At 48.5% G+C, this 24,434-nt stretch carries 21 protein-coding genes and 1 other RNA gene; 18 read left to right on the top strand and 4 right to left on the bottom strand.

Annotated elements, in window-relative coordinates:
• Nucleotides 1–10: 10 nt before the first annotated feature.
• The 3 genes from queA (at nucleotide 11) to yajC (ending at nucleotide 2,626) form a co-directional block, all read left to right on the top strand.
• On the top strand, nucleotides 11–1,039 hold the full coding sequence (queA, locus tag HP570_RS06590) for a tRNA preQ1(34) S-adenosylmethionine ribosyltransferase-isomerase QueA (protein ID WP_173604930.1): 1,029 nt from the start codon (nucleotides 11–13) through the stop codon (nucleotides 1,037–1,039).
• Between the two features lie 117 nt (nucleotides 1,040–1,156).
• Nucleotides 1,157–2,287, top strand: a complete 1,131-nt coding sequence (gene tgt / locus HP570_RS06585) for a tRNA guanosine(34) transglycosylase Tgt (protein WP_012685587.1) — start codon at nucleotides 1,157–1,159, stop codon at nucleotides 2,285–2,287.
• Between the two features lie 18 nt (nucleotides 2,288–2,305).
• Nucleotides 2,306–2,626, top strand: a complete 321-nt coding sequence (yajC, locus tag HP570_RS06580) for a preprotein translocase subunit YajC (protein ID WP_012685588.1) — start codon at nucleotides 2,306–2,308, stop codon at nucleotides 2,624–2,626.
• Nucleotides 2,627–2,675: 49 nt separating this feature from the next.
• Here the strand turns inward: yajC and HP570_RS06575 are convergent, their stop codons facing one another.
• Nucleotides 2,676–3,083 carry a TIGR04086 family membrane protein gene (locus HP570_RS06575; RefSeq protein ID WP_012685589.1) on the bottom strand — a complete coding sequence of 136 codons (408 nt, stop codon included), beginning with the start codon at nucleotides 3,081–3,083 and terminating at the stop codon, nucleotides 2,676–2,678.
• Between the two features lie 130 nt (nucleotides 3,084–3,213).
• On the opposite strand from HP570_RS06575, the gene corA reads away from it, so the two are divergent.
• Together corA and HP570_RS06565 are read left to right on the top strand one after the other, a co-directional pair.
• Entirely contained in the window at nucleotides 3,214–4,191 is a 978-nt protein-coding gene (gene corA, locus HP570_RS06570; protein ID WP_007717563.1) for a magnesium/cobalt transporter CorA, read from the top strand.
• A 68-nt stretch (nucleotides 4,192–4,259) separates the two neighbouring features.
• Nucleotides 4,260–4,967 (top strand): DUF421 domain-containing protein, encoded by a 708-nt coding sequence (locus tag HP570_RS06565; RefSeq protein WP_173625241.1) that lies wholly within the window; start codon nucleotides 4,260–4,262, stop codon nucleotides 4,965–4,967.
• Nucleotides 4,968–4,976: 9 nt separating this feature from the next.
• On the opposite strand, the gene spoVB is transcribed toward HP570_RS06565, so the two are convergent.
• Complete coding sequence (gene spoVB, locus HP570_RS06560; protein ID WP_012685591.1) at nucleotides 4,977–6,563, bottom strand: stage V sporulation protein B; 1,587 nt, start codon at nucleotides 6,561–6,563, stop codon at nucleotides 4,977–4,979.
• 88 nt (nucleotides 6,564–6,651) lie between these two features.
• Here spoVB and HP570_RS06555 point away from each other — a divergent pair, with 88 nt between their 5' ends.
• The 8 genes from HP570_RS06555 (at nucleotide 6,652) to HP570_RS06520 (ending at nucleotide 15,890) form a co-directional block, all read left to right on the top strand.
• A complete protein-coding gene (locus HP570_RS06555; protein WP_026133908.1) occupies nucleotides 6,652–6,888 on the top strand; it encodes a post-transcriptional regulator in 237 nt (78 codons plus the stop codon).
• Between the two features lie 185 nt (nucleotides 6,889–7,073).
• Nucleotides 7,074–8,312, top strand: coding sequence for a protein translocase subunit SecD (secD, locus tag HP570_RS06550; protein WP_012685593.1), 1,239 nt, complete (start codon nucleotides 7,074–7,076; stop codon nucleotides 8,310–8,312).
• On the top strand, nucleotides 8,302–9,225 hold the full coding sequence (secF, locus tag HP570_RS06545) for a protein translocase subunit SecF (RefSeq protein ID WP_173604928.1): 924 nt from the start codon (nucleotides 8,302–8,304) through the stop codon (nucleotides 9,223–9,225). Before secD ends, secF begins: the two co-directional genes overlap by 11 nt.
• Nucleotides 9,226–9,389: 164 nt before the next feature.
• A complete protein-coding gene (recJ, locus tag HP570_RS06540; protein WP_173625240.1) occupies nucleotides 9,390–11,738 on the top strand; it encodes a single-stranded-DNA-specific exonuclease RecJ in 2,349 nt (782 codons plus the stop codon).
• 12 nt (nucleotides 11,739–11,750) lie between these two features.
• Nucleotides 11,751–12,263, top strand: a complete 513-nt coding sequence (locus tag HP570_RS06535; protein WP_012685596.1) for an adenine phosphoribosyltransferase — start codon at nucleotides 11,751–11,753, stop codon at nucleotides 12,261–12,263.
• Between the two features lie 383 nt (nucleotides 12,264–12,646).
• A complete protein-coding gene (locus HP570_RS06530) occupies nucleotides 12,647–14,818 on the top strand; it encodes a RelA/SpoT family protein (RefSeq protein ID WP_173625239.1) in 2,172 nt (723 codons plus the stop codon).
• 51 nt (nucleotides 14,819–14,869) lie between these two features.
• Nucleotides 14,870–15,307 carry a D-aminoacyl-tRNA deacylase gene (gene dtd, locus HP570_RS06525; RefSeq protein ID WP_173604926.1) on the top strand — a complete coding sequence of 146 codons (438 nt, stop codon included), beginning with the start codon at nucleotides 14,870–14,872 and terminating at the stop codon, nucleotides 15,305–15,307.
• Between the two features lie 22 nt (nucleotides 15,308–15,329).
• Nucleotides 15,330–15,890, top strand: a complete 561-nt coding sequence (locus HP570_RS06520) for a short-chain dehydrogenase (protein ID WP_173604925.1) — start codon at nucleotides 15,330–15,332, stop codon at nucleotides 15,888–15,890.
• A 73-nt stretch (nucleotides 15,891–15,963) separates the two neighbouring features.
• On the opposite strand, the gene HP570_RS06515 is transcribed toward HP570_RS06520, so the two are convergent.
• Nucleotides 15,964–16,506, bottom strand: a complete 543-nt coding sequence (locus HP570_RS06515; RefSeq protein WP_202890437.1) for a DinB family protein — start codon at nucleotides 16,504–16,506, stop codon at nucleotides 15,964–15,966.
• Between the two features lie 195 nt (nucleotides 16,507–16,701).
• On the bottom strand, nucleotides 16,702–18,546 hold the full coding sequence (locus HP570_RS06510; protein WP_217366026.1) for an N-acetylmuramoyl-L-alanine amidase family protein: 1,845 nt from the start codon (nucleotides 18,544–18,546) through the stop codon (nucleotides 16,702–16,704).
• A gap of 206 nt (nucleotides 18,547–18,752) precedes the next feature.
• On the opposite strand from HP570_RS06510, the gene HP570_RS06505 reads away from it, so the two are divergent.
• The 5 genes from HP570_RS06505 to ssrS all read left to right on the top strand — a co-directional run bounded on the left by HP570_RS06505 (nucleotide 18,753) and on the right by ssrS (nucleotide 24,371).
• A complete protein-coding gene (locus HP570_RS06505) occupies nucleotides 18,753–18,923 on the top strand; it encodes a hypothetical protein (RefSeq protein WP_012685602.1) in 171 nt (56 codons plus the stop codon).
• Nucleotides 18,924–19,030: 107 nt separating this feature from the next.
• Nucleotides 19,031–20,554: a coproporphyrinogen III oxidase gene (locus HP570_RS06500; protein WP_173625237.1), complete on the top strand. Its 1,524-nt coding sequence runs from the start codon at nucleotides 19,031–19,033 to the stop codon at nucleotides 20,552–20,554.
• 495 nt (nucleotides 20,555–21,049) lie between these two features.
• The gene (gene hisS / locus HP570_RS06495; protein ID WP_012685604.1) at nucleotides 21,050–22,324 is read left to right on the top strand and encodes a histidine--tRNA ligase; all 1,275 of its coding nucleotides are present in this window, start codon (nucleotides 21,050–21,052) and stop codon (nucleotides 22,322–22,324) included.
• Nucleotides 22,325–22,348: 24 nt separating this feature from the next.
• Entirely contained in the window at nucleotides 22,349–24,139 is a 1,791-nt protein-coding gene (gene aspS, locus HP570_RS06490) for an aspartate--tRNA ligase (RefSeq protein WP_173604922.1), read from the top strand.
• Nucleotides 24,140–24,189: 50 nt separating this feature from the next.
• Nucleotides 24,190–24,371: non-coding RNA, 6S RNA (gene ssrS / locus HP570_RS06485), on the top strand.
• The last annotated feature ends 63 nt before the right edge of the window (nucleotides 24,372–24,434 follow it).

Genomic DNA, 24,434 nt, shown 5'->3' with positions numbered 1-24,434 from the left:
TAACGATTTCGTGGACGTGCAACAATTTGATTTTGATTTGCCGGAGCATTTGATCGCCCAGCACCCGCTAGAAGACCGAACTTCATCGAGATTGCTCGTGTTAGAGAAACAAACAGGCAATATCGTTCATCAGCAATTTACCAATCTAATCGATCACCTCCAGGCAGGGGACGTACTCGTCATGAATGACAGCCGCGTTTTACCTGCCAGATTGATAGGTGAAAAGGCTGACACTGGTGCGAAAATAGAAATCCTTTTGTTGAAATCACTTGGTGAGGATCGTTGGGAGACGCTGGTGAAGCCCGGGAAGCGGATGAAGCCGGGGACAGAAGTGGTTTTTGGTAACGGCCTTTTGCGTTGTGTTTGTGAAGACGTGACAGAGACAGGTGGACGAATCGTGCGCTTTTTGTACGAGGGAATCTTTTATGAGATTCTCGACCAATTAGGCTCGATGCCTTTGCCTCCGTATATTCACGCGCAGCTGGAGGACAGCGAGCGTTACCAGACAGTCTATGCGAAGGAGCGCGGTTCAGCGGCAGCTCCGACAGCCGGGCTTCATTTCACAAAGCCATACTTGGAGCAAATCGCTGCCAAAGGGGTACAGCTGGCTTATGTGACACTGCATGTTGGACTTGGGACTTTTCGCCCTGTATCAGCGGATTCCGTGGAAGAGCATGTCATGCACGCGGAGTACTATGAGATTCCCGAAGAAACAGTAGAGCTGGTGAATCAGGCAAAAGTAGAAGGTAGAAGAGTAATCGCTGTCGGGACGACATCCTGCCGAACATTGGAGACAGTAGGGCGCGCGAATGGAGGAAAGCTGGTGGCAACCTCTGGTTGGACGGATATTTTCATTTATCCGGGCTACACGTTTTCCATCCTGGACGGGCTACTGACAAACTTCCACTTGCCGAAGTCTACGCTCGTCATGCTTGTAAGTGCATTGGCTGGAAAAGAGAATGTGATGCGTGCCTACAAAACGGCTGTCGAAGAGGAGTATCGCTTCTTCAGTTTTGGCGATGCGATGCTAATTTTATAAAAATGTGAACAACCCACCTGTATAAGTGTATACTTATTAGTCAGGTGGGTTTACTTCACCCGGAAGTTTTTCTATAATAGGTAAGACTTACATACATAGCTTGAGGAGTGCAAAGATTTGGCTGTACGCTACGAGTTAATCAAAACATGCAAACAAACTGGTGCACGTCTCGGTAAGCTACATACACCTCATGGGACGATTGACACCCCTGTCTTTATGCCTGTCGGTACACAAGCGACAGTAAAGACGATGAGCCCCGAGGAGTTAAAAGCGATTGGTGCGGGCATCATCCTCAGTAATACGTACCATTTGTTTCTTCGTCCAGGGCATGAAATTGTTCGCGAGGCAGGCGGACTGCACGGTTTTATGAATTGGGACCGTGCCATTCTGACTGATTCCGGCGGTTTTCAAGTATTTAGCCTTAGTAACCTCCGCAAGATCACGGAGGAAGGAGTATCCTTCCGTTCCCACCTAAACGGAGAGAAGCTGTTTATTGGTCCTGAAGAGGCGACACAGATTCAAAACGCGTTGGGTGCCGATATTTTCATGGCATTCGATGAGTGTGCTCCTTATCCTGCTGAGTACGATTACGTAAAAAAATCAATGGAGCGAACAACCCGCTGGGCAGAGCGTTGCCTGAAGGCGCACACTCGTCCAAACGAGCAAGCGCTGTTTGGGATCGTTCAAGGTGGAATGTTCAACGACTTGCGCGCACAAAGTGCACGAGATCTCGTTTCCATGGATTTCCCAGGATATGCGATCGGCGGTTTGAGCGTGGGAGAACCGTTTCCTTTGATGTACGAAGTGCTGGAGCATACTGTTCCGCTGCTTCCGACAAGCAAAGCCCGCTATTTGATGGGGGTTGGATCACCAGATGCGCTTATCGAGGGAGCGATCCGCGGCATCGACATGTTTGATTGTGTGTTGCCGACAAGAATTGCCCGCAATGGGACATGCATGACAAGCCAGGGAAGACTGGTCATCCGTAATGCAAAATACGCGCGCGACTTTACCCCGCTTGATCCAAATTGCGATTGCTACACCTGCAAAAATTACACACGTGCTTACATCCGACACCTGGTCAAGTCGGAGGAAACCTTTGGTATCCGATTAACTACTTACCATAACCTGCACTTCTTGGTGAAGTTAATGGAACAGGTGCGTCAGGCGATTGCCGAAGACCGCTTGCAAGATTTCCGCGACCAGTTTTTCGCTCAATATGGATTGGGTGAAGATAGATCTTTTTAATCGAGGGGGATTTTTTTCATGGATGGCTTGACTCAGTTTTTACCGATTATCATCATGTTTGCGATTTTTTACTTCTTGCTGATTCGTCCGCAACAAAAGAAGGCAAAACAGCGCAACGCTATGCTTGGTGCTCTGAAAAAAGGCGACAAGATCGTAACAATCGGTGGAGTGCATGGAACAATCCAAGAACTGTCTGATGATACTGTTACGTTGCGTATTGCTCACAACGTAAACGTTACTTTCGATCGTGGAGCGATCAACAACGTAGCTTCTTCCAGCAACGAACCTGCTAAGACTGAACTAACGAAGAGCGAAGAAACAAAAGAAGAATCCAAATAATACATGCGAAAAGCAGGTGGGTGATCCACCTGCTTTTTTCTGTCTTGTTTTAGCGGCGTGGCTTGATAACTTTAGGTTTATGCTTGTTGTTGGAATTTGCCGAATTCACACCGAGAATCCCACCTAATGCAGCCACTCCAAAAGCACCGAACAAGAACAGGAAGGTTCCCCATTGCATCGGGGCGTCAAAGCCGAGGAAGCCAATCAAGAGAATGAAGAGGAAGTACGTGAGTCCGGTAAGTCCGCCATAATACCAGCCCTTGCCGCCGCAACGACGTCCAGTAACGTATCCCCCGACCAAGAGGGCAATGGCATTGATTACGTACGTAAAATAGGGCAGCGTGCCTTCTCGTATCGAGGTGAAGCTAAGAAGCAGGGTCGCGAGCAACGCTCCAATTAAAACAAGACATGTCGTATACAATAGACCGGTCAGTACAGAGGTGGATGCACTTCGCACGGTATGTACCCCCTTATTGGAAGTGTTTGTACATCTATATGAGAGGCTTGGCTCACGTATTCATCTTCGCGTTGAACATTGAAAGGAATTTTCGTATGATGGATGGGGAACGAGACGGGGGTGAGGAAGATTGATCAAAACGTACTTTTATAACCACTCTGAACAGAAGATGTTTCACGACGTTGATCTGGCAACGAAGGATCAATGGCTGAAATCACCAGAGGATTTGCTCTGGATCGATCTGTATGATGTGGGAAACAATGAACTGCCCTATATTGCCAAGATTTTCGACTTTCACCCGCTGGCAATTGAGGACTGCCTGCACGTCAGTCCACGTGCCAAGGTAGACAAGTACGATGACTACTATTTCTTCGTTTTTCACGCCCTGCGTTACAATGAAGAAAGTGACGACGAGATCACAACGGTAGAACTGAACGTTTTTCTCGGCCCTAACTACATCGTGACGATCCACAAGTCCCCGATGAATACCATCGGTCGGATCGCTGCCATGTGTCACCGTAACATTTCATACTTGAACAGAGGTCCTGACTATTTGCTGTATGCCATTGTAGACGGGATTACCGATGAATATTTTCCCATTATTGATCGGATTAGTGTGCGGATTGACGAGCTGGAGGACGAGATTTATGAACATCAGATGGAGGAAATTACCGAAGAGTTCCTGGCGTTGAAGCGAACGATTATTTTAATCAGGCGTGTGATCATGCCGCAAAAAAGAATTTTCGCGAACGTCAACGGCCGTTACTCCTTCGACATTTCCGAGGAAAACGTTCCGTTCTACACCGACCTAACAGACCACTTGGAACGGATCTCGGATTCAACGGAAACCTTCCGTGATCTGGTTAACGGTGCGTTGGATACGTACTACACCATCATTAGCGCCAAAACAACCGAGACGATGCGGGTTCTTACCATCATCTCCACAATCATCCTTCCGTTGACATTTATCACCGGACTATTCGGGATGAATACTTTCGCATGGCTGGGTGAAGAAGCAGAACCATATATGCTGATCGTGGCACTCGTAATTATGCTAGCCATGACGTTTGCCATGCTTCACATTTTCCGCAAGAGAAAGTGGCTGTAATTGGTGCTAATACTTTCCCTGCCCCCTGTTGAACACTAGTATCAAATGTTCTTTGGGGGGCAGCGTAAGTGGATGATCTTACTATGGTGTTACTTCGCACCCTTTTCTCGTATTTTTTCCTCCTGATCTTAGTGCGGTTAATGGGAAAGCGGGAATTGGGAAAGCTGTCCGTTTTTGATGTGGTCATTTCGATTATGCTTGCAGAAATGGCTGCACTGGCGATTGAGGATGTCGATAAGCCTGCTCTTCGGTTTTATTTGCCGATGCTGTTGATTGCCTTATTGGAAGTCGCCTTCGCTTATGTGTCATTAAAAAGCAAGAAATTCCGCGATACTGTGGACGGCTCTGCCGATTTGATTATAGAAAATGGGCAAATCAGGGAGCAGGCGATGCGTCGCAATCGCTTGAACATGGATGATTTGATGGTACATCTGCGGCAAAAAGACGTAAAAAACATTGCCGATGTTGAATTTGCGTTGTTGGAGCCAACCGGACAGATGAGTGTGTTTTTAAAGGAGCAAAAAGAAAAGGTTACGAGGGAAGATCTCGCGTTGATGAAGAAGCTACAGGTCGGTCCTGTCTCATACAAAGGCCTGCCCATCCCATTGATTCTCGATGGCAAGGTCCGAACGGAGGCATTGAGCAAGATCGGACAAAACGAGCTATGGCTGAAACGAGAAATCCGGAAATACGGAATCAAAGACATTCGAGAAGTTTCTTTTTGCAGCATTGACGAGCGTGGCATCATATATTTGGACAAAAAAGACAAGCCGTAGCAATAAGTGCTAACGGCGAGGGAAGAATGCGGCGAGTTGTTCGCCTATCCACGGAATGCGCCGGACGTCTTGCTTGCCCAAGACGCGCATGGCGACGAGTAGGACAATGTACAGCAACATGCTAATGAAGGTGCTTGCGGTCAATAGCTGTCCAATCGAAATGTCCGTAAACCAGTGCTTGGCAATGTAGGAACCAGAATAACCCATGAGCAGCATGGCAACCGCGATTTTGCCGAATTCCCGAAGGTCGACCGTAAAACCAATTTTTTTGATCAGGCTGGCAAAATGCAATAGCGTCCCAAGCGTAATGCCGATATTAAGAGCAATGACAGCGCCGTGAATACCGAATGATGGATGTGCCGTGAAAAAAAACATGGCGACAGTTTTGATGATGGCACTGATCAGTGTATTTCGAAAGACGACCTGAGCGTAATCGAGACCTTGCAAAGCGGCGGCAAGAGGGGCTTGGAAAAACAGGAAGACGGAGAACGGTGCCAGCTCTTTTAGCAGCACGCCAACCTCCCGATACTCATTGCCGTAGAGCAGGACACATAAGGGTTCTGCAAAAATAGTGAGTAAGACGGTACAAGGTGCTCCAATGACGAGTGTTATCCGCATGGCTTGATAAATGCGGCGATGCACGAGTGGAGCATTTTTTTGATAGGCCGCTTCCGCTACGGCAGGAACGAGGGAAACGGACAAGGAATACGTTAAAAAAGTGGGGAAAAGCACCAAAGGAACGGCCATTCCGGCAAACTGTCCGTACAAGCTAGTAGCAGTCGAGGTGGTAAAGCCTGCAATAACGAGCGCGTACGGTACGAGCATCGGCTCAAGCACGTAAGCAATGGAGCCGATGACGCGGCTAAGCGTAACAGGGAGTGCGACATGAATGAGTTGCGACAAGCTCTTTTTGCTTGCGGAAACCGTCATGAGTAGAGGCTTATCCAGAAGCTGAGCTGCTGCTTTTTTGCTGCCTTTGCGATACTGCCAGAGAATGTACAAGAGTCCGGCGGCTTCTCCAAAAATAATACTGGCGACAGCCCCTGCTGTGGCGTACTCAATGCCTTCAGAAAGAAACGACATCGTCATGACAACGACCAGTGCCATTCGGACGACTTGCTCCACAAGTTGAGAGACGGCAGTAGGGATCATGTTTTGCTTGCCTTGGAAGTATCCTCGCAGGACAAGGGAAATGCCGGAAATCGGGATGACCGGAATGGCTGCAAGCAGAACAATGTGTGCACGAGGGTCAGCGAATAGCATTCCGGAAATCCATTGTGAGAACAAGAGAAGCAGGACGCAAATGAAGAGGCTAATCCCGCCGGCAACCGACAAGGCTAGTAACAAAAATCGGCGAGTCAGCCGCGGATTATTAGCTGCTTCCGTCTCTGCCACTTGCTTTGCAATGGCAACCGGAAGTCCGAATGTCGTCACCGTAATCAGAAAGTATAAAAGGGGCACAACCATCTGATAAAGCCCCATTCCTTCCGCTCCGATAATGCGCGACAACACGATCCTGTGAGCAAAGCCAAACACTTTGGTAATGCCACCAGCAATAATGAGGATGACCGTTCCGTAAAAGAAGGATTGTTTCATGGAAGGCTCCTTTGCAAGGATAAATTCACTCAGTAAAGAATATGGACGTGCCGCTGTCGGCATGACTACTTTGAGGGGGAAAATTGGGATGGACCAAGCGCAAAAACAGGAATGGTATGGGCAAGTCGTAAGTCTCTGTGTAAGCAAGGCAGAGGAATTTGCTCTTTTGGGGTACGACAACGTTGCGCCTGAAGACGTTTGGGAATGCGTCACGAATAGCTATAAAGAAATGCCACCGATACACCAGCTTGTCAACGACATTTTGTCCTTGAAGACTAACAAGTACATGAATTACCTCATGATTCAAATGTACAAAAATTCTTAGTGATTTTATAGAAACTTCCGGCCGCCCTCATCGTATACGTACATGTCGCGAAAAACGCAAGGGGTTGGTTACCATGGTTTACATTCCCAGCAATAATTGACACGTTTTTTTGTACTTCGTTATAATGGGCATATTGGTTTCTCGTCTAGGACGGGACCCTGTTAGGAAAGAGGGGTATTACTACTATGGTTAAATGGGGAAGATTCCTCCTGTTTCTGGTCGTTGTAGGGCTTTTGGCTACGCTTGTAGCAACTACGACCAAGCAGGTGGCAGGAAACATCACACTCGGTCTGGACCTGCAGGGCGGGTTTGAGATTCTGTATGAGGTAGAGCCTCTTGAGGCTGGGCACAAAGTTGATATCGAGCTTTTGAAATCAACAGCTCACATGATTGAAAGACGGATTAACATCGGTGGCGTAGCTGAGCCAGTCACCACTACCGAATTGCCAAACCGGATTCGTGTTCAAATCGCATCACAATCAGCAGATCAGGACAAGCTTCGCGAGTTGATCGGGAAGCCTGCTCATCTGACATTCCGTGATGAAAATGGCAAGATTATGTTGCAGGGAAGTGACTTGGCTCCAAACGGGGCAGCAGTTGGTTATGACGACCTGAAACGCCCGCTCGTTACCCTGAAATTCTCTGACCCGAAGAAGCTAGAAGAAGCTACACGTGCAAACCTGCACAAGCCAATGGCGATCTTTTTGGATGAGACGATGCAAACTAATCCGACCATTCAATCGGTCATTTCTGGTGGTAGCGCGCAAATTACTGGAAATTACACACAGGAATCGGCACAGGAATTGGCTGATCTGCTGAATTCCGGTGCGATGCCAGCCAAACTGGTTGAGAAGCAAGTAACCTCCGTGGGTGCTTCCTTGGGAACCCTGGCTCTGGAGAAAACCATGTATGCAGGGTATATCGGGGCTGCGTTGATCTTTATTTTCATGCTAGTTGTTTACCGTATGCCAGGTATGATTGCAAACATTACCTTGGCTGGATTTACCTATTTTTGTATGGTGGTACTCGACTGGATGCATGCAACGCTGACGCTGCCAGGTATTGCTGGATTTATTTTGGCCGTAGGGATTGCCGTGGATGCCAACATCATTACCTATGAGCGCATCCAGGAAGAAATCCGTTCTGGCAAGACAGTCCTCTCTGCCTTCCGTGCAGGTGAACGTCGTTCCTTGATTACGATTATCGATGCTCATGTAACGACACTGATTGCAACGGGCGTTCTGTTTTTCTTCGGGACGAGCTCCGTACAAGGCTTCGCTGTTGTATTAGCGATGACGATTATCGTAAGTATCATTACCAACGTGTTTGGGTCCCGCTTCCTCCTCTGGCTGGTTGTCCGTTCCAACATGTTTAAAAAGCCGTTCTGGTTCGGGGTAAAGGAGAGTGAGATCCGTGAGCTATGATAAAGACCATACTGTAATCAGATTTGACATCGTGAAAAATCGCAGGAAGTTTTTCATCGCTTCCTCTGTGATTATTATCATCGGCCTTCTGTTTACGCTATTTCAAGGGCTTCACCTTGGCGTTGACTTCAAGGCAGGAACTCGCTTGGATCTTTACATTGGAAAAGCATTCAATCCGACAGATATAGAAGCAGTGATCAAGAAAGAGGTTCCTAATGTGAATTTCAGCGCGGTCACTCCGTACGGGGAAAACCATGGTCAGGCCTATACACGTTTTGACCAAACTATTTCATCCGACACACTGATGAAAGTGGAAATGGCTCTCAAAGCAAAATACGGTGAGCAGGTCTCGAAGCAGGTTTCGTCGGTTGATCCGAGTATTGCGCAAGAGATGGTGCAAAAAGCGGCGATTGCGGTTGCGATTGCTGCTGTGGGAATTGCCATCTACATCGCGATCCGCTTCCAATGGCTGTTCGGTATTGCGTGTGTCGTGGGGCTTGCGCATGACGTGTTTATTCCGATTGCGTTGTTCTCTATCCTCGGGTTGGAGGTAGACATTACCTTTATCGCCGCGCTTCTGACGATCTTGGGTTACTCGATTAACGATAAAATCGTTATTTTTGACCGGATTCGGGAGAACTTGAGAACGATGAAATCCAAGACAATTCCTGAACTGGAACATCTGGTGAACGTGTCGCTGTGGCAAACGATGCGCCGTTCTGTATACACGGTAGCGACTGTATTCTTCACAGCTCTTGCACTGGCTGTTTTGGGAAGCGAGAGCATTCAGAACTTCTCCTTAGCCCTGCTGTTCGGTCTAGTGAGTGGTACGTATTCCTCTATCTTTATTGCAGCCCAAGTATGGGTGAATTTGAAAGAACGGAATATGAAAAAGAAAAAAGAAGTAATGTAACGGTGGACGAAACCGCAGGTGAACCCTGCGGTTTTTCTATTCTCTGTTTCTGTATTTGCCGCAGTTTGAAGCCGTATGAGAGTTTTGCATAAAACGGTATGTTTTATGCAGTTGTCAGCTTCCTGCTCCATCCACTATAATGAATGAGGATTGGAGGAAAGCCCATGCTGAAAGCGAAAACACGCTGGAAACTGGCCACCTATGATGAGCAGCTTGCTGCTAGTATCGCCGCAGATTGCCAGCTTACTCCGCTCGTATCCAAGCTACTGGTGATACGTGGCATTGATACATCACAAAAGGCTCGTGATTTTTTGCAAGCCGGTCCAGAATTGTTTCATGACCCTTTCTTGCTGGATGGAATGGAACAAAGCGTGCATCGCATTCAACAAGCCATTCAAAGGCAAGAACCGATTTGCATATACGGCGATTACGACGCCGATGGGGTTAGCTCCACATCGCTAATGGTACATCTACTGCGCCAACTCGGCGCTGTTTTTGACTACTACATTCCCAACCGTTTTACAGAAGGGTATGGGTTACATAAAGACGCCTTGGCGCATCTGCATCAAAGCGGCTATAAACTGATCATCACTGTTGATACAGGGATCAGTGCAGTCGAACAGGTAGCGTACGCGAACCAGTTGGGTCTTGACGTCATTGTAACCGACCATCACGAACCTCCGGCAGTCATCCCGGAGGCATTTGCTGTGATTAACCCCAAGAAGCCTGGTTGTTCGTACCCGTTTGATATGTTGGCGGGAGTGGGGGTCGCCTTTAAAGTAGGGCATGCCTTACTGAAGGAGCCGCCTTTGCATTTGGCTGATTTGGCTGCATTGGGGACGATAGCGGATCTGGTGCCGTTGGTAGATGAAAATCGCATTCTTGCTCGAGCAGGATTAAAGCGCTTAAATCATACAAGGAACCTTGGTCTGCAAGCCTTAATCCGAGTTTGTGGGTTGGCCGATACTGAGCTGTCTGCTGGACATGTAGGCTTTGCGCTTGGACCGCGTCTGAATGCGAGTGGAAGGCTGGAGACGGCTGAATCCGCTGTGAAACTGCTGACGACTTCGGATATGGACGAAGCTGAGAAATGTGCCCAGGCGCTGGACGACTTAAACCGCGAACGACAGGAAATCGTCGCAGCGATGACTGAGGAAGCTGTCCAGATGGTGAATGAACTGTATCCGCCAGACCAGAACAATGTTCTCGTTCTGGCTAAAGAAGGCTGGAACGTGGGCGTGGTAGGGATTGTAGCTTCCCGATTGGTCGAGCTTTTTTACCGTCCAACGATTGTGCTTGGCATCGATCCGGAAAAAGGAACGGCAAAAGGCTCGGCGAGGAGCATTGCAGGTTTTGATATGTATGAAGGTTTGACTGCTTGCAAGGAATGGTTACCGCACTATGGCGGTCATACAATGGCAGCAGGGATGACCTTGCCTGTAGAAAATCTCGATTTATTACGCCAAAAATTGAACGAGCTCGCTGGAGAGTGGCTGTCCACCGAAGACTTCACACCGATGACCAAAGTGGACGTTGCGATGAGTATGGAAGAGATCAGCTTGACCGCAGCGGAGCAACTCGAACAGCTCGCCCCATATGGCATGGGGAATCCAACACCGCTCGTTTTGTTAGAAGAAGTAGAAACACAAGGGATGCGCACCATTGGGCGAGATGACAATCATTTGAAGTGTACATTGAACAAAGCGGGAACCTCTTTGGATGCAATTGGCTTCAACTGGGCACATGTAACAAAGAGAGTAACGCCCAAGGCACGTTTTCACGTATTGGGAGAATTGTCTGTAAACGAATGGAACGGAAATCGAAAGCCTCAGCTGACGATTCGTGATTTGTCTGTTGGACACCAGCAAGTGTTTGACTGGCGAGGCAGTCGTGACAAGATAGAGAAATGGCAGCAAGTGATGACGGAGTCCAATTCGGTGACGATTCTGTTTCGCGAGGAAAGCTATGAACCATTGGCAGCGAAGGCGACAAGCGAACAGGTGAATTCCTTGATCGTGGTTGGTCGAGAGGGGACGAATATCACAGCCTCTTCCAACGTGATTTTGTATGATTTGCCGACGCGCCGTTCCGAATTGGAAGTGGTTCGTGTCTTGCTCAAACAAGCGGAGCGCATATACTGTTTGTTTGGTGATCCGGATTTAGGAATGGAGCGGCTTTCCTGTCCGGGCCGGGATCATTTTAAACAGTTGTACCAGTTTTTCGTGCAAGTGCCAACTGTTAAAAAAATCCATATGGATGCATTGGCCAGAAAGCTGCAATGGAAAAGAAATTTATTGGACGGCATGATCGCCATCTTTATGGAGCTGGAGTTTTTAGCGGAGGAGGCCGAGCAGTACACGCTGCAGGCCAACACTGCCAAAAGGCCACTCGAGAGCTCTGTGCTCTACGCGAATTGGAAGGAAGAGGCACAGCTCGCGACGGATTTATTACTTTCTTCTTCCGATGCAATGATTCAAGCGCTTCATCAATTGGTGGAACCAACCACCGTTTAGGAGGAATTTTTCATGGATTTTAAACAATACATTCGTGTTATCCCAGATTTTCCACAGCCAGGTATCCGTTTTAAGGACATCACTACTCTCTTGAAGGATGGCCCTGCTTACAAAGCTGCGATCCAAGACTTGGCTGTCTTCGCTCGTGAAGTACAAGCAGACGTAATTGCGGGTCCAGAAGCTCGTGGATTCGTAGTAGGTGCGCCATTGTCGTACGAAATGGGAATTGGCTTTGTACCGATCCGCAAGTCTGGCAAGCTGCCATATGAATCCATCAAGGCGAATTACGACCTGGAGTATGGAAAAGATGCGCTGGCTGTACACGTGGACGCTATCCAGCCAGGTCAGCGTGTTCTGATCGCAGATGATTTGCTGGCGACAGGTGGAACCATTGAGACAACAATCAATTTGATTGAGCAACTCGGTGGCAAAGTAGTAGGAGCTGCCTTCTTCATCGAACTGTCCTACTTGGATGGACGTAGCAAAATAGGTGAAATTCCTATCAAATCGCTCGTTCAATATTAATTGATGCAACAAGGAAAAACGGGTGAAATGCCCGTTTTTTTCTTTTTTCTGCGGCTGTACATACTTTACAGGGGAATTCAGCTTTACAAGACGAACGACATACAAGATAATAGTATGAAATAGACAGACATGATACGTGCAAGTAAGCCTTCGCCTGCGCCAAAAGACTTGGCAACGCCCAAGTTTTCTAGACGTATAGGAAAGTTCAAGTGCTTCACAGTGCGAAATGCGTCCAGGCTTAAACTTTCCGGAGCGCATCACGAAGTGCCCCAGCGTCTGCTTCCGGCAATACTTCGGTGAAACTTTCCGCTATAATGCGGTCGCTCCTCCGTGAGAAGGCCTCGATCGAGGTTATTTTACTGAGAGGATAAGGGAAGGGAACTATGATTACCGGCATTGATGAGATAGTAAAAAAAGCAAGCACATATTTATCACAAACGGATATGGACCTGATTACACGTGCCTATCAGCTAGCAGAAAAAGCGCATGAAGGGCAAATACGCAAATCAGGCGTTCCTTACATTATGCACCCAATCGCCGTGGCGGGTATTCTTGCAAACCTGCACATGGATGCCGTTACGATTGCGGCTGGATTTTTGCATGATGTCGTGGAAGATACCGAGATTACGCTTGATCATCTCCGTGAGCAGTTCGGACCGGATGTAGCTCTCCTGGTAGATGGAGTGACCAAGCTGGAAAAAATTAAATACAAGTCCAAAGAAGAGCAGCTCGCCGAAAACCACCGCAAGATGCTAGTTGCTATGGCTCAGGACATCCGCGTCATCATGATCAAGCTGGCAGACCGTCTGCACAACATGAGGACACTTCGGCACATGTCGGAGGAGAAGCAACGCGAGATTTCTGATGAAACGCTGGAAATCTTTGCGCCACTCGCTCATCGTTTGGGGATCGCTTCCGTCAAATGGGAACTGGAAGATACGGCGCTTCGGTATTTGAATCCGCAACAGTACTATCGGATTGTGAATTTGATGCAAAAGAAACGGGTGGAGCGTGAAACCTACCTGAATGAAGCATCGGATACGATCAGAGAAAAGCTGGGCGAGTTAAACATCGAGGCAGAAATTTCGGGACGTCCGAAGCATATCTACAGCATCTTTAAAAAGATGACGAGACAAAACAAGCAGTTCAACGAGATTTATGATCTGCTTGCGTTGCGAATCATCGTGAATGACATCCGCGACTGCTATGCGGTTCTCGGTATCGTGCATACCCTGTGGAAGCCGATGCCAGGCCGATTCAAAGATTACATTGCCATGCCAAAGACGAACATGTACCAATCGCTTCATACCACAGTGATTGGGCCAAAAGGTGAGCCATTGGAAGTGCAAATCCGCACGTGGGATATGCACCAGACAGCAGAGATCGGGATCGCGGCTCACTGGGCGTACAAGGAAGGCAAAAGCATCGTGCAAGGATCTTTTGCAGAGAAGCTGGGCAGTCTGCGGGAGATTATCGAAGGTGGGTCGGAAGAAGCTCCGAACGCGCAAGAGTTCATGGAGAGTCTCAAGCAGGATCTTTTCTCCGATACGGTTTTCGTCTTCACGCCAAAAGGCGATGTAGTCGAGTTGCCAAAAGGCTCTGTCCCGCTAGACTTCTCCTATCGGATTCACTCTGCGGTAGGAAACAGAACGATTGGCGCCAAGGTGAACGGCAAGATTGTGCCGCTAGACTATGCGATGAAAACAGGCGATATCGTCGAAATCCTGACGTCCAAGCATTCCTACGGTCCTAGTCAGGACTGGCTAAAGATGGCCAAATCCGCGCATGCTCGCAATAAAATTAAGCAGTGGTTTAAAAAAGAGAAGCGGGAAGAGAACGTCGCCAAAGGTCAGCAAATGGTGGAAGCGGAGATCAAGTCGCGCAGCTTTGACATAAAAGAAGCGATGACGGAAGTGAACCTGAAGGAAGCGGCAGCCCGGTTTAATTTCCAAGGGGCGGAAGACATGTTTGCCGCAGTCGGCTATGGCGGCATTACGGCATCGCAAATTGCGACTCGTCTCCTAGACAAACTCCGTCGGGAGCGCGAAGAACAAAACCCAACCATTCCTGAGGTCAAACCGAATCCAGCAAATCGCTCTGTCAAGAGTGAGTCTGGCGTGAAAGTCCGTGGCTTGGATAATTTGCTCGTCCGTATTTCTCGTTGCTGTACACCTGTCCCAGGCGACCAGATTATCGGTTTCATCACGAGAGGTCGTGGGGTATCGGTGCATCGACTGGACTGTCCGAACGTACTGACTGACGAATGTACTGAACGTCTGATTGATGTCGAATGGGATACCGATTTCAAGCATAATTTCCATGTAGAGATCGAGATCACGGGCAATGATCGGAGCGGACTGTTAAACGATGTATTGCAGGTTGTGGCTGAAACAAAGACGAATATTGCGGCTGTCAGTGGCAAGTCCGATAAAAATCGAGTGGCAACGATTCATATGACCATCTCGATTAGCAATGTGGATCATCTGTTGAAAGTAGTAGAGCGCATTAAGCGCATCAAAGATATTTATTCGGTTCGCCGGATACTGAGCACCTGATCCCTCGTGGATTAGGTGTTCTTGTTTAGCGAAGGGAAAGGATGAATCAGTGTGAGAGTTGTCGTACAAAGAACGAGAGAAGCGAGTGTGACCGTAGCAGGAGAGATTGTCGGACAAATTGATCACGGCTTAATGCTGCTGGTAGGAATTACACATGAAGACACAGAAAAAGAAGTAGAATTTGTCGCAGACAAAATTGCGAACTTGCGTATTTTTGAAGACGAGGAAGGCAAAATGAACTTCTCTGTTTTAGACAAGGGTGGTCAAATTTTGTCCGTATCACAATTTACACTGTATGGCGATTGTAGAAAGGGCAGAAGACCCAATTTTATGGCTGCCGCACGACCAGAGCAAGCTGAACCACTGTACGAGCTGTTTAACATCAAGCTGCGGGAAAAAGGGCTCCAGGTGGAAACGGGACGCTTTGGTGCAATGATGGACGTGCGTCTGTTAAATGATGGCCCTGTCACATTGATTGTGGAATCCTAAACACAACCAAGGGGATGAAAACATGGCGCAAGAAGCATTGGTGATCGGTGCGAGTGGCATGCTTACAGAGGTTTCCCGATGGCTGGCTCGCCAAGGTTATCAAGTAACGGTGCTTGGGCGTGATCCAATAAAATTAAGTCGTATCAGAGACGGTTCCATTCATCCAGAGTCGATTCATTTGCTGTCTCAAGACTATCAGCAGACAGACAGCTTGCGTCAGTCTATGGCCGAGCTCGTAGAGAAGAGAGGGCCAATGGATGTGGTTGTCGCGTGGATTCATTCGACTGCACCGCATGCACTCTCTGTGATCGTAGAAGAACTGTCGCGTCCAGAGAAGAGCTGGCAATTGCTACATGTGTGTGGGAGCGGTGCTTGGAAAAATTCACCGACAAAGCCTACATCAGAAGTTTGTATATATCGACGGGTCATCCTCGGTTTTACGTGTGCAGGTGAGCATTCACGCTGGCTGACGAATGATGAAATTGCGGCTGGGGTGATTGACGCTCTGCAAACAACTGAAAAACAAATAATCGTCGGTCAGGTTGAGCCGTGGGAAAAACGTCCTGCTTATTCATCCATATAACGAAATAGCGAAGTCAAAAACAAAAAACGATTGCGTTCGGCAATCGTTTTTGTCGTTTCAGTACGAAATCGAGTCAGTGAATGTAATTGGCTGTTGGGAGGATCAGATTTTTGCCGATTAGATTTGCAGAAATCGGCTTTTTCCCGATTTCTCGTGCCCATATCGATAGCTGTCCGACATGGTGGATTTCATGAGCGATCATGTGCCGCATAATTTCACCCCATGTGTACGTAGCGATGCTGCCGTCTGGCTTCGTGTCCTGAAAGGCTCTTGTTTCCATGCTTTCATCCCAATTGCGCAAAAATTGAAGCACATCCGGGCGAAAAGTCGCCTCCAGCTCACAAACCTTTTCCAACCGGTTGTAAAGGTTGAAGCTTTCTTGAAAATCAGGCCTTCCCAGCATGACTTGAATCCAGCTCCACTCTACATCAATGACATGGAACAGGGTATGCAAAATCCCCCCGACACCTCCGATGCGCGGACGAAGCAATTCTTCTATCGGAACGTCCTCACACCATTTCAGCCATTCTTCACGAACTATCCAATTGTACTCAAACATGGTTTTAATAGAAATCACTCCATTTTCAAAGGTTAACTTGTGATCACCTGCGTCCATACCGTTCGATTACTGATAGTGTGATTGTTTTTCATCCGTCATCACTCCTTTCGATGCTTATGATATTCGCAAATCCTTTGGGAATTCCTGCCTGTCCTGTCTTGCCTTGATGTGATCAGATGCGCCATAAAAGAAACCCCCAAACGAGAGAGCTAGAGCCAGCTTCTTTCGATGGGGGATTTTGTAAGAGAGGGATCAGCCTCCCTGATTGCTTTGAGTATTAAAGTACTGGACAATCCCTTTGAACAGACCTTCTGCGGCAAGATCCTGCTGTTTCTCGGAACGTGCGCGAATCTCATCGTTGTAGTTGGATAAGAAGGAGATCTCGGCCAAAATGGATGGCACCGGGTTTTCGCGTAGAACGAAATAGTCTCCGTATCGATAATTCATGTCCTTGTAGCTCGTGGCTTTCACCAGTTCTGTTTGAACGAGGGAGGCGAGCTTGCTAGAGTTACCTTGGCTGTAGTAGAAAATAATCGAGCCATTCGTTGCAGAGTTTGGATGCGTATTATGATGGACGCTGACAAAAATATCAGCCTGATTTTGAATCGCGATATCGACGCGCTGTTGCAGGGTCAGTTTGCGATCATCAGCTCGCGTCATGATGACTTTGGCACCTGCTGCTTCCAACTTGTTACGTAGGAGCAGAGAAACTTGCAGATTGACCGTTTTCTCTAAAGTAGAGAAGCTGGAGCCAGTCGAACCACCATCTGTGCCACCATGTCCAGCATCGACGACGATGACTTTGCCGACAAGATCATTACTGCGTACCACTGCTTGCGCACCGTTAGCAGAAACGAGCCAACCTGCAATGTAGCCTGTGGAGCCGTCAGGGAAGTTTACTTGGAACCACTCGCCTGATTTATTGGCAATCCCATATTTCTCGCCAGGCTGTACCTGTTTGATAACAGCGTGATCGGTACTCGGACCAGAACGCACATTGGTATCTGGATTCATGACCGTCACATATGGGCCACTCGGAGTAGGCATGCTTGGTTGGTCCACCGTAATGTGCTGGCCTGCCACCCAGCCAGTTTTTCCGTCCGCCGCTTTGATGCGGTACCAGTCTCCTTGTTTTTCCAAAACGGTCAGCTTGCTTCCGACGGGAAATGTAGTTTGAATGGCACTGCTTGTGTTCGGTTCACTGCGCAGATTCAATCCGTCGGTTTTTACTGTGGCGGTTTGACTTGAAGAGGACGGTTGTCCAGTCTGAGGTTGCGTGTCCCCATTTCCATTTTCAGGCAGGGTCGGCTGACCTGTGTTCGGGTTGGTTTGATCGGTGGAGAGCCAAGCATTGACTCCATCGTAAGGGAATTGAATCCAACCATTTTGTCTGTTCAAGACCGTGATTTTCTCGCCCGCATGTAGTTGACCGATTGCAGGTGTACTGGCATCTGGCGTGGCGTATACATACGGAGCGAAATCCAAGGTTAGGCTGGTTCCTTGTAGTGCAGGAGGCTTCGGTTGTGAGCCAGTGCCCGCTGGATTGGTCGTTGGAGGCGTACTACCTGTAGAGGGAGGAGAAACTGCTTGTCCCGTACCTACTTCTTTTACAAGCCAGTTTGCGACCCAGCCTTTTGTTCCTGCGTTGAGTTGAATTTGGAGCCATTCGCCACTCGTTTGCACGATGGGGTAGCGTGTTCCTGGATTGATGGTTTGTACGACTGCATATGTTTGACCTGGTCCAGAACGAACATTGAGATTGGTTGTGGTGCTCTCCACTTGCTTGGTAGATACAGTTGCTGGTTTCTGTTGTTGTTGCTGTGTGCTGACGAGCCAGTTCGCTACCCAACCGCTTTGACCGTTCGGAAGCTTTACTTGAATCCAGTCATTTTTGGTGGAGATGACGGGCAGCACAGTTTTGTTCGGCAGTGAAGTGACGATAGCGTCTTGGAGGCTGGGACCTGAACGGACATTGAGCTTGTCCACGGTGACCTGAACAGAACCGGCGGCCCAGGCTGCAGAAACGGGGAGGGAAATGGCACAGACGACAGTCAGGAGACTCATCAGGATCTTTTGACGAACAAACACAATAGACATCCTTTCCGAAATACGTAGCTTTTTGAATTCAATGCGATCTTGATCTTGCATGTTTTTACCAAAATAATCACTTCGCTATTTCTCCTGCTTTTTCCTGCAAAATACGACAAGGTTCTGCATGGGTTCCCTGATTGCTTTTCAGCTGGCAAGGCAATACTAGATTTTACTAGATGCTAGCGCACGTAGCTTTTCAGGAGGAATTTATCGTGAGACAGTCAAAGAAGGAAACATTCGCGCAAGGATTGAATCGGCAGTTTTTGTCTGTTGATTTTCAAGACGATTTAGAGAAAGAAACGTCACTACAAAATGCGGAAATGGCCCAAGATTTTCATCCGGGCTTACGGGATATCCAACACCCCCGGCAGAAACGGAAATAACCGTTTTTGTCACCTTGCACACGATGCCACAACTTGTCTAGTTGACCCGAGTAATTCTCGTCGGCTATGATGAGGAGTGGCATTTTTGAAAAAAGCAGGTGAACTCCATGATACAGATGATATGTGAGGGACACGCATTCGAGCGGGAACTCTCCTTAATTCTCGCGTTATTTTATGAAGATCCAGCGCTCACTTTTGTGCCCGAGTGGACAGATGAGGCTGATTTGAAAATCAAGCTGGCATTGACCGTGCGTGAAAATGGAGTCGTAGCTTCGGGAGAGTTATACGATGGCAAGCGAAGCATCTCCCATCAGGTGGAGCGAGACTACGTAGCACGTGATGAGAAAGCGATGAAAAAGACGGCCAAGCAAGCTCTTTGCTATGCGTTGTTATTGATGCTGGAAGAATACACGGGCATGGAGCAAGGCTGGGGAATTTTGACCGGGATACGCCCGACGAAACTATTGCATCAGTTGAACGCCGCTGGTGTAGACAGACAGGAAGCACACAAGAAATTGCAGCAGGATGTGATTTTGCGTCCATACAAGCTAAAGCTTTTGCAAGAAATCGTAGACAAGCAGCTGAACGTCGTGCCTGATTTGTATCAGATTGACCGCGAGCTATCGGTCTATATCGGTATCCCATTTTGTCCGACGAAATGTGCGTACTGTACGTTTCCTGCTTACGCGATTCGCAGTCATACGGCTTCGGTTAATCCGTTTCTCGAAGGCCTCCATTACGAGATGGAGCGGATGGGGGAGTGGCTTCGGGCGAATGACCAACGGATCACGTCCATTTATTTCGGCGGAGGAACCCCTACGAGTATTACCGCAGATGACATGAATCAGCTGTTTGAGACGATGCATCGTTCGTTTCCACACATGGGAGATGTGCGTGAGTTGACGGTTGAGGCGGGAAGACCCGACACGATTACACGCGAAAAGCTCGATGTTATGAAGCGGTGGGAAGTGGATCGGATCAGCATTAATCCACAGTCGTTTACGCAGGAGACGCTCCAGGCAATCGGACGTCACCACACCGTCGAAGAGACGATTGAGAAATACCATCTGGCTATGGAGATGGGTTTGACAAATATTAATATGGACCTGATCATCGGGCTGCCAAACGAAGGTGTATCCGAGCTGGCACACAGTCTCCAAGAGGTAGAAAAACTAATGCCTGCCTCGCTGACGGTGCATACGCTGTCTTTCAAGAGAGCATCTGAGATGACGCAAAACAAAGACCGCTATAAGGTCGCCAGTCGCGAAGAAATTAGTAAGATGATGGAGATGGCTTCCGATTGGACAGCAGCGAACGGTTATGACCCATACTATTTATATCGTCAGAAAAACATTTTGGGAAATCTGGAGAATGTCGGGTATGCCAAGCCAGGGCAGGAAAGCATCTACAACATCATGATCATGGAAGAGGTACAAACTATCCTTGGTCTCGGCTGTGGGGCGGTCTCCAAGCTGATGGCTCCAGGAAGTGGCAAGCTGACGCGTTTTCCGAATCCCAAGGACCCGAAAACGTACAATGACACGTACAAGGTTCTGGTTGAAAACAAGCTCCGTGATTTGGATGAAATCTATTCGGGTGCGAGAACGGCTGGACAGGTATCTGGCAAGTAAGTGATGGATATACTTGTTCATAATAAAAAAAGTTTTATTTGAGCGCCTGTTGACGGCTGTTGGCGGGTTTGCTATGATTCACATTAAGCTTTTTTATTGAATAAGAAATGATCTGATGACGGGAACAAGTATCCAGGAACCGGATGCCCAGAGAGAAAGCGCCGTGGCTGAGAGTGCTTTCGTATAACGGCTTGGTGAATGACATCCCTGAAGACCGCAGTGAACGGTAGAAAGAAAAGAAACCTCTTTCCCCAGTAACTGGCAGGCGTGTGCCGGCGTTAACGGCTAATAAGTGGGATAGCCTTTTGAGATATAGGGCTATTCAAACAGGGTGGCACCACGGGAGTATAACCAGTCTCTCGTCCCTGACATGCGGCGATTTGCTAAATGTCAGGAGACGAGGGGCTTTTTTATTTGTTCATAAAGAAAGGTTCCTTGATCCTGAAGGTTTGGCTTTAGCCCGAGTTTTTGAAAAGACATGGAGGTTCGAGAGGAATGACAAGAATCCAGATCCCACGCGGTACGCAGGATATCATGCCTGGTACTGTAGAGCTGTGGCACTACGTGGAGGCCAAGGCCCGCGATCTGTGTCGCCGCTCCAATTACGCGGAAATTCGTACGCCGCTGTTTGAGAGCACAGAGTTGTTCCAACGGGGTGTAGGCGAGACCACGGATATCGTGGAAAAAGAAATGTACAGTGTAGCTAATCCGCGCAGTACAGATGCTCTCACGCTGCGTCCAGAAGGGACGGCGGGTGTTGTTCGCTCCTACGTGGAAAACAAGCTGTACGGTGTGCCTAATCAGCCTACCAAGCTGTACTACTTAGGACCGATGTTCCGTCACGAGCGTCCGCAAGCAGGCCGCTATCGCCAATTCGTCCAATTCGGTGCAGAAGCGATCGGTTCAAGCGATCCAGCAATCGATGCAGAAGTCATTGGCCTTGCGATTCGTCTGTATCAGGAGCTCGGATTGACCGGACTTTCTGTGGAGTTGAACAGCGTAGGTACAGTCGAAGACCGGGCACGTCACCGTGAGCATTTGCTCGCACATTTGAACGGCGTTCGCTCTGAGCTATGCGAGGATTGCCAGTCTCGTATCGATCGCAACCCGCTGCGCGTACTCGATTGCAAAAATGAAACATGCAAAAGACTGACGATGGACGCACCGTCCATTTTGGACTACTTGAGTGAAGAGTCCGCGGCACACTTCGAAGCCGTACAAAACTACCTGACCGCGCTGGATATTCCGTTTCATGTAAATCCGCGTTTGGTTCGCGGCTTGGACTACTACACATTGACCGCATTTGAAATCAAAATGGCGGAGATCGGTGCGGTAGAAACACTTTGTGGCGGTGGGCGCTACAACGGACTGGTTGCAGAACTGGGCGGCGATGATATGCCGGGCATTGGCTTCGCACTCAGTATCGAGCGTCTGCTGTTGGCTCTGGAAAAGCAAGGTGTTCAACTGCCGATTTCAGGTGGCATCGACTGCTTCGTAGTGGTGCAGACACCAGAAGCGAAAACAACAGCTTTCGTCCTCGTCGACCAATTGCGCCAAGCAGGGATTGCGGCTGAGCTGGATTATCTAGATCGGAAAATGAAAGCACAGCTGAAGCAAGCAGATCGTCTACAGGCACGTTTTACGGCGATCATTGGTGAGTCTGAATTAACGAACGGCACGGTTGTTCTAAAGGAAATGGCAACAGGTGAACAACAAGAAGTGAAACGCGAGGAACTCGTTGCGGTACTCGCTGCAAAAGCAAATCAATAAAACAAATCGTTGGGGGAAATGATCATGTCTTGGCAATATCGCACCGTACATGGTGGAGAAGTAACAACAGCACACGTTGGGCAGGAAGTCGTACTGAACGGATGGGTACAAAAGCGTCGCGACCTCGGAGGCGTCATCTTCATCGACTTCCGTGACCGCACTGGCATCGTCCAAATCGTATTCAACCCGGAGTACAACAAAGAAGCTTGGGAAGCGGCTGACAAGGTTCGCAGCGAATACGTACTGGTTGTAAAAGGGAAAGTAGTAAACCGTGCACCAGAAGCAGTCAATCCAAAGCTGAAAACAGGCGAAGTAGAAGTGCACATCTCCGAAATTGAAATCCTGAACGATGCAAAAACGCCTCCGTTCCTGATTGAAGATGAGATCGATGTAGATGAACAAGTTCGTCTAAAATACCGCTACCTCGACCTGCGCCGTCCAGAAATGCAGCGCTCCCTGCTTTTGCGTAGCAAAGCAGCAAAAGCTTTCCGTGACTACCTGGATGAGAACAACTTCCTGGAAATCGAAACACCAATTCTCCAGAAGAGCACGCCTGAGGGCGCACGTGACTACCTCGTGCCTTCCCGTGTACACCCAGGCGAGTTCTACGCACTGCCGCAATCGCCACAGCTGTTCAAACAGCTTTTGATGGTATCCGGTTTGGAGCGCTATTACCAAATCGCTCGTTGCTTCCGTGACGAAGACCTGCGTGCTGACCGTCAGCCTGAATTTACCCAAGTGGACATTGAAACCTCTTTCCTGTCTATGGAAGAAATCCTGCCAATGATGGAAAAGATGGTCGCTCACGTATTCAAGCAAACGGTTGGGGTAGACGTACCGACTCCATTCCCTCGTCTCACGTATGCGGATGCCATGGCGCGTTACGGTTCTGACAAACCAGACGTACGCTTCGGCATGGAGCTGACAGACGTATCCGATCTGGTTGCCACAAGCGACTTCAAGGTGTTTGCAGCAGCAGTAGCTGGCGGCGGACAAGTAAAAGCGATCAACGCAAAAGGTTGCGGGCACTACTCCCGAAAAGAAGCAGACGACCTGGGCAAATTCGCTTCCCGTTATGGCGCGAAAGGCTTGGCTTGGATCGGCTTCAAAGACGGAGAGGTCAAAGGGCCAATTGCGAAATTCTTTAAAGAAGAAGAGCTTAACGAGATGAAAGCACGCTTGGCGGTAGAAGAAGGCGACCTGCTCCTGTTCGTTGCTGACAAACCAAAAGTAGTAGCAGATGCACTGGGTGCCCTTCGTTCCAAACTGGGTGCGGAACTTGGTCTGATTGACCAAAGCCAGTTCGCATTCCTGTGGGTAGTAGACTTCCCGCTGGTTGAGTGGGATGAGGATGCAAAACGTTATGTTGCCCTGCACCATCCGTTCACGCGTCCAAAAGACGAAGACCTGCACCTGTTCGAGACCGATCCAGGTCAAATGCGCGCACAAGCGTACGACATGGTTCTCAACGGATACGAGCTCGGCGGAGGTTCCATGCGGATCTTCAAGCGCGAAGTCCAAGAAAAAATGTTTACCACACTTGGCTTTACACCAGAAGAGGCGCGGAAACAATTCGGTTTCCTCATGGATGCATTTGAGTACGGTACACCTCCACACGGTGGAATCGCTCTTGGCTTGGACCGTTTGATCATGCTCTTGGCTGGACGCACCAACCTGCGTGAAGTCATCGCATTCCCGAAAACAGCAAGTGCGAGCGACCTGATGGTAAATGCTCCAGATGTCGTAGACGGAAAACAATTGAAAGAGCTGTCCATTGCAACAATTGTCACAGAAGAAGAAAAGGTGGAAGCGTAATCGACTTGCGCAACTGCATTGCTCTTTGATACATTGGTAATACTATGATGAAAGCCCTGCGATGCTCGTGACATCCGATAGTTTTGAGCCACAAAGTTTGTTTAGGGAGTTTTTCGTCCGTGATTGTAAAGGCATGCCTCCTTAGAGTGGACGTCTGTAACAGTTCGGCAAGACACCCACCTGCGATGAGCAGGTTCAAAACTAAGGAGTAACACGACATAATGGGGCTCCTTTTTTCTATTTCAATCCTACTTTTCCGATTGACTATAATCCAGCTTGCGAATGAAAGGTGACA

It is taken from the genome of Brevibacillus sp. RS1.1 (assembly GCF_013284365.1).
Taxonomy (GTDB): domain Bacteria; phylum Bacillota; class Bacilli; order Brevibacillales; family Brevibacillaceae; genus Brevibacillus; species Brevibacillus brevis_D.
Note: the sequence above shows the minus strand (reverse complement) of the source record. Positions and strands in the feature narration are given on the sequence as shown.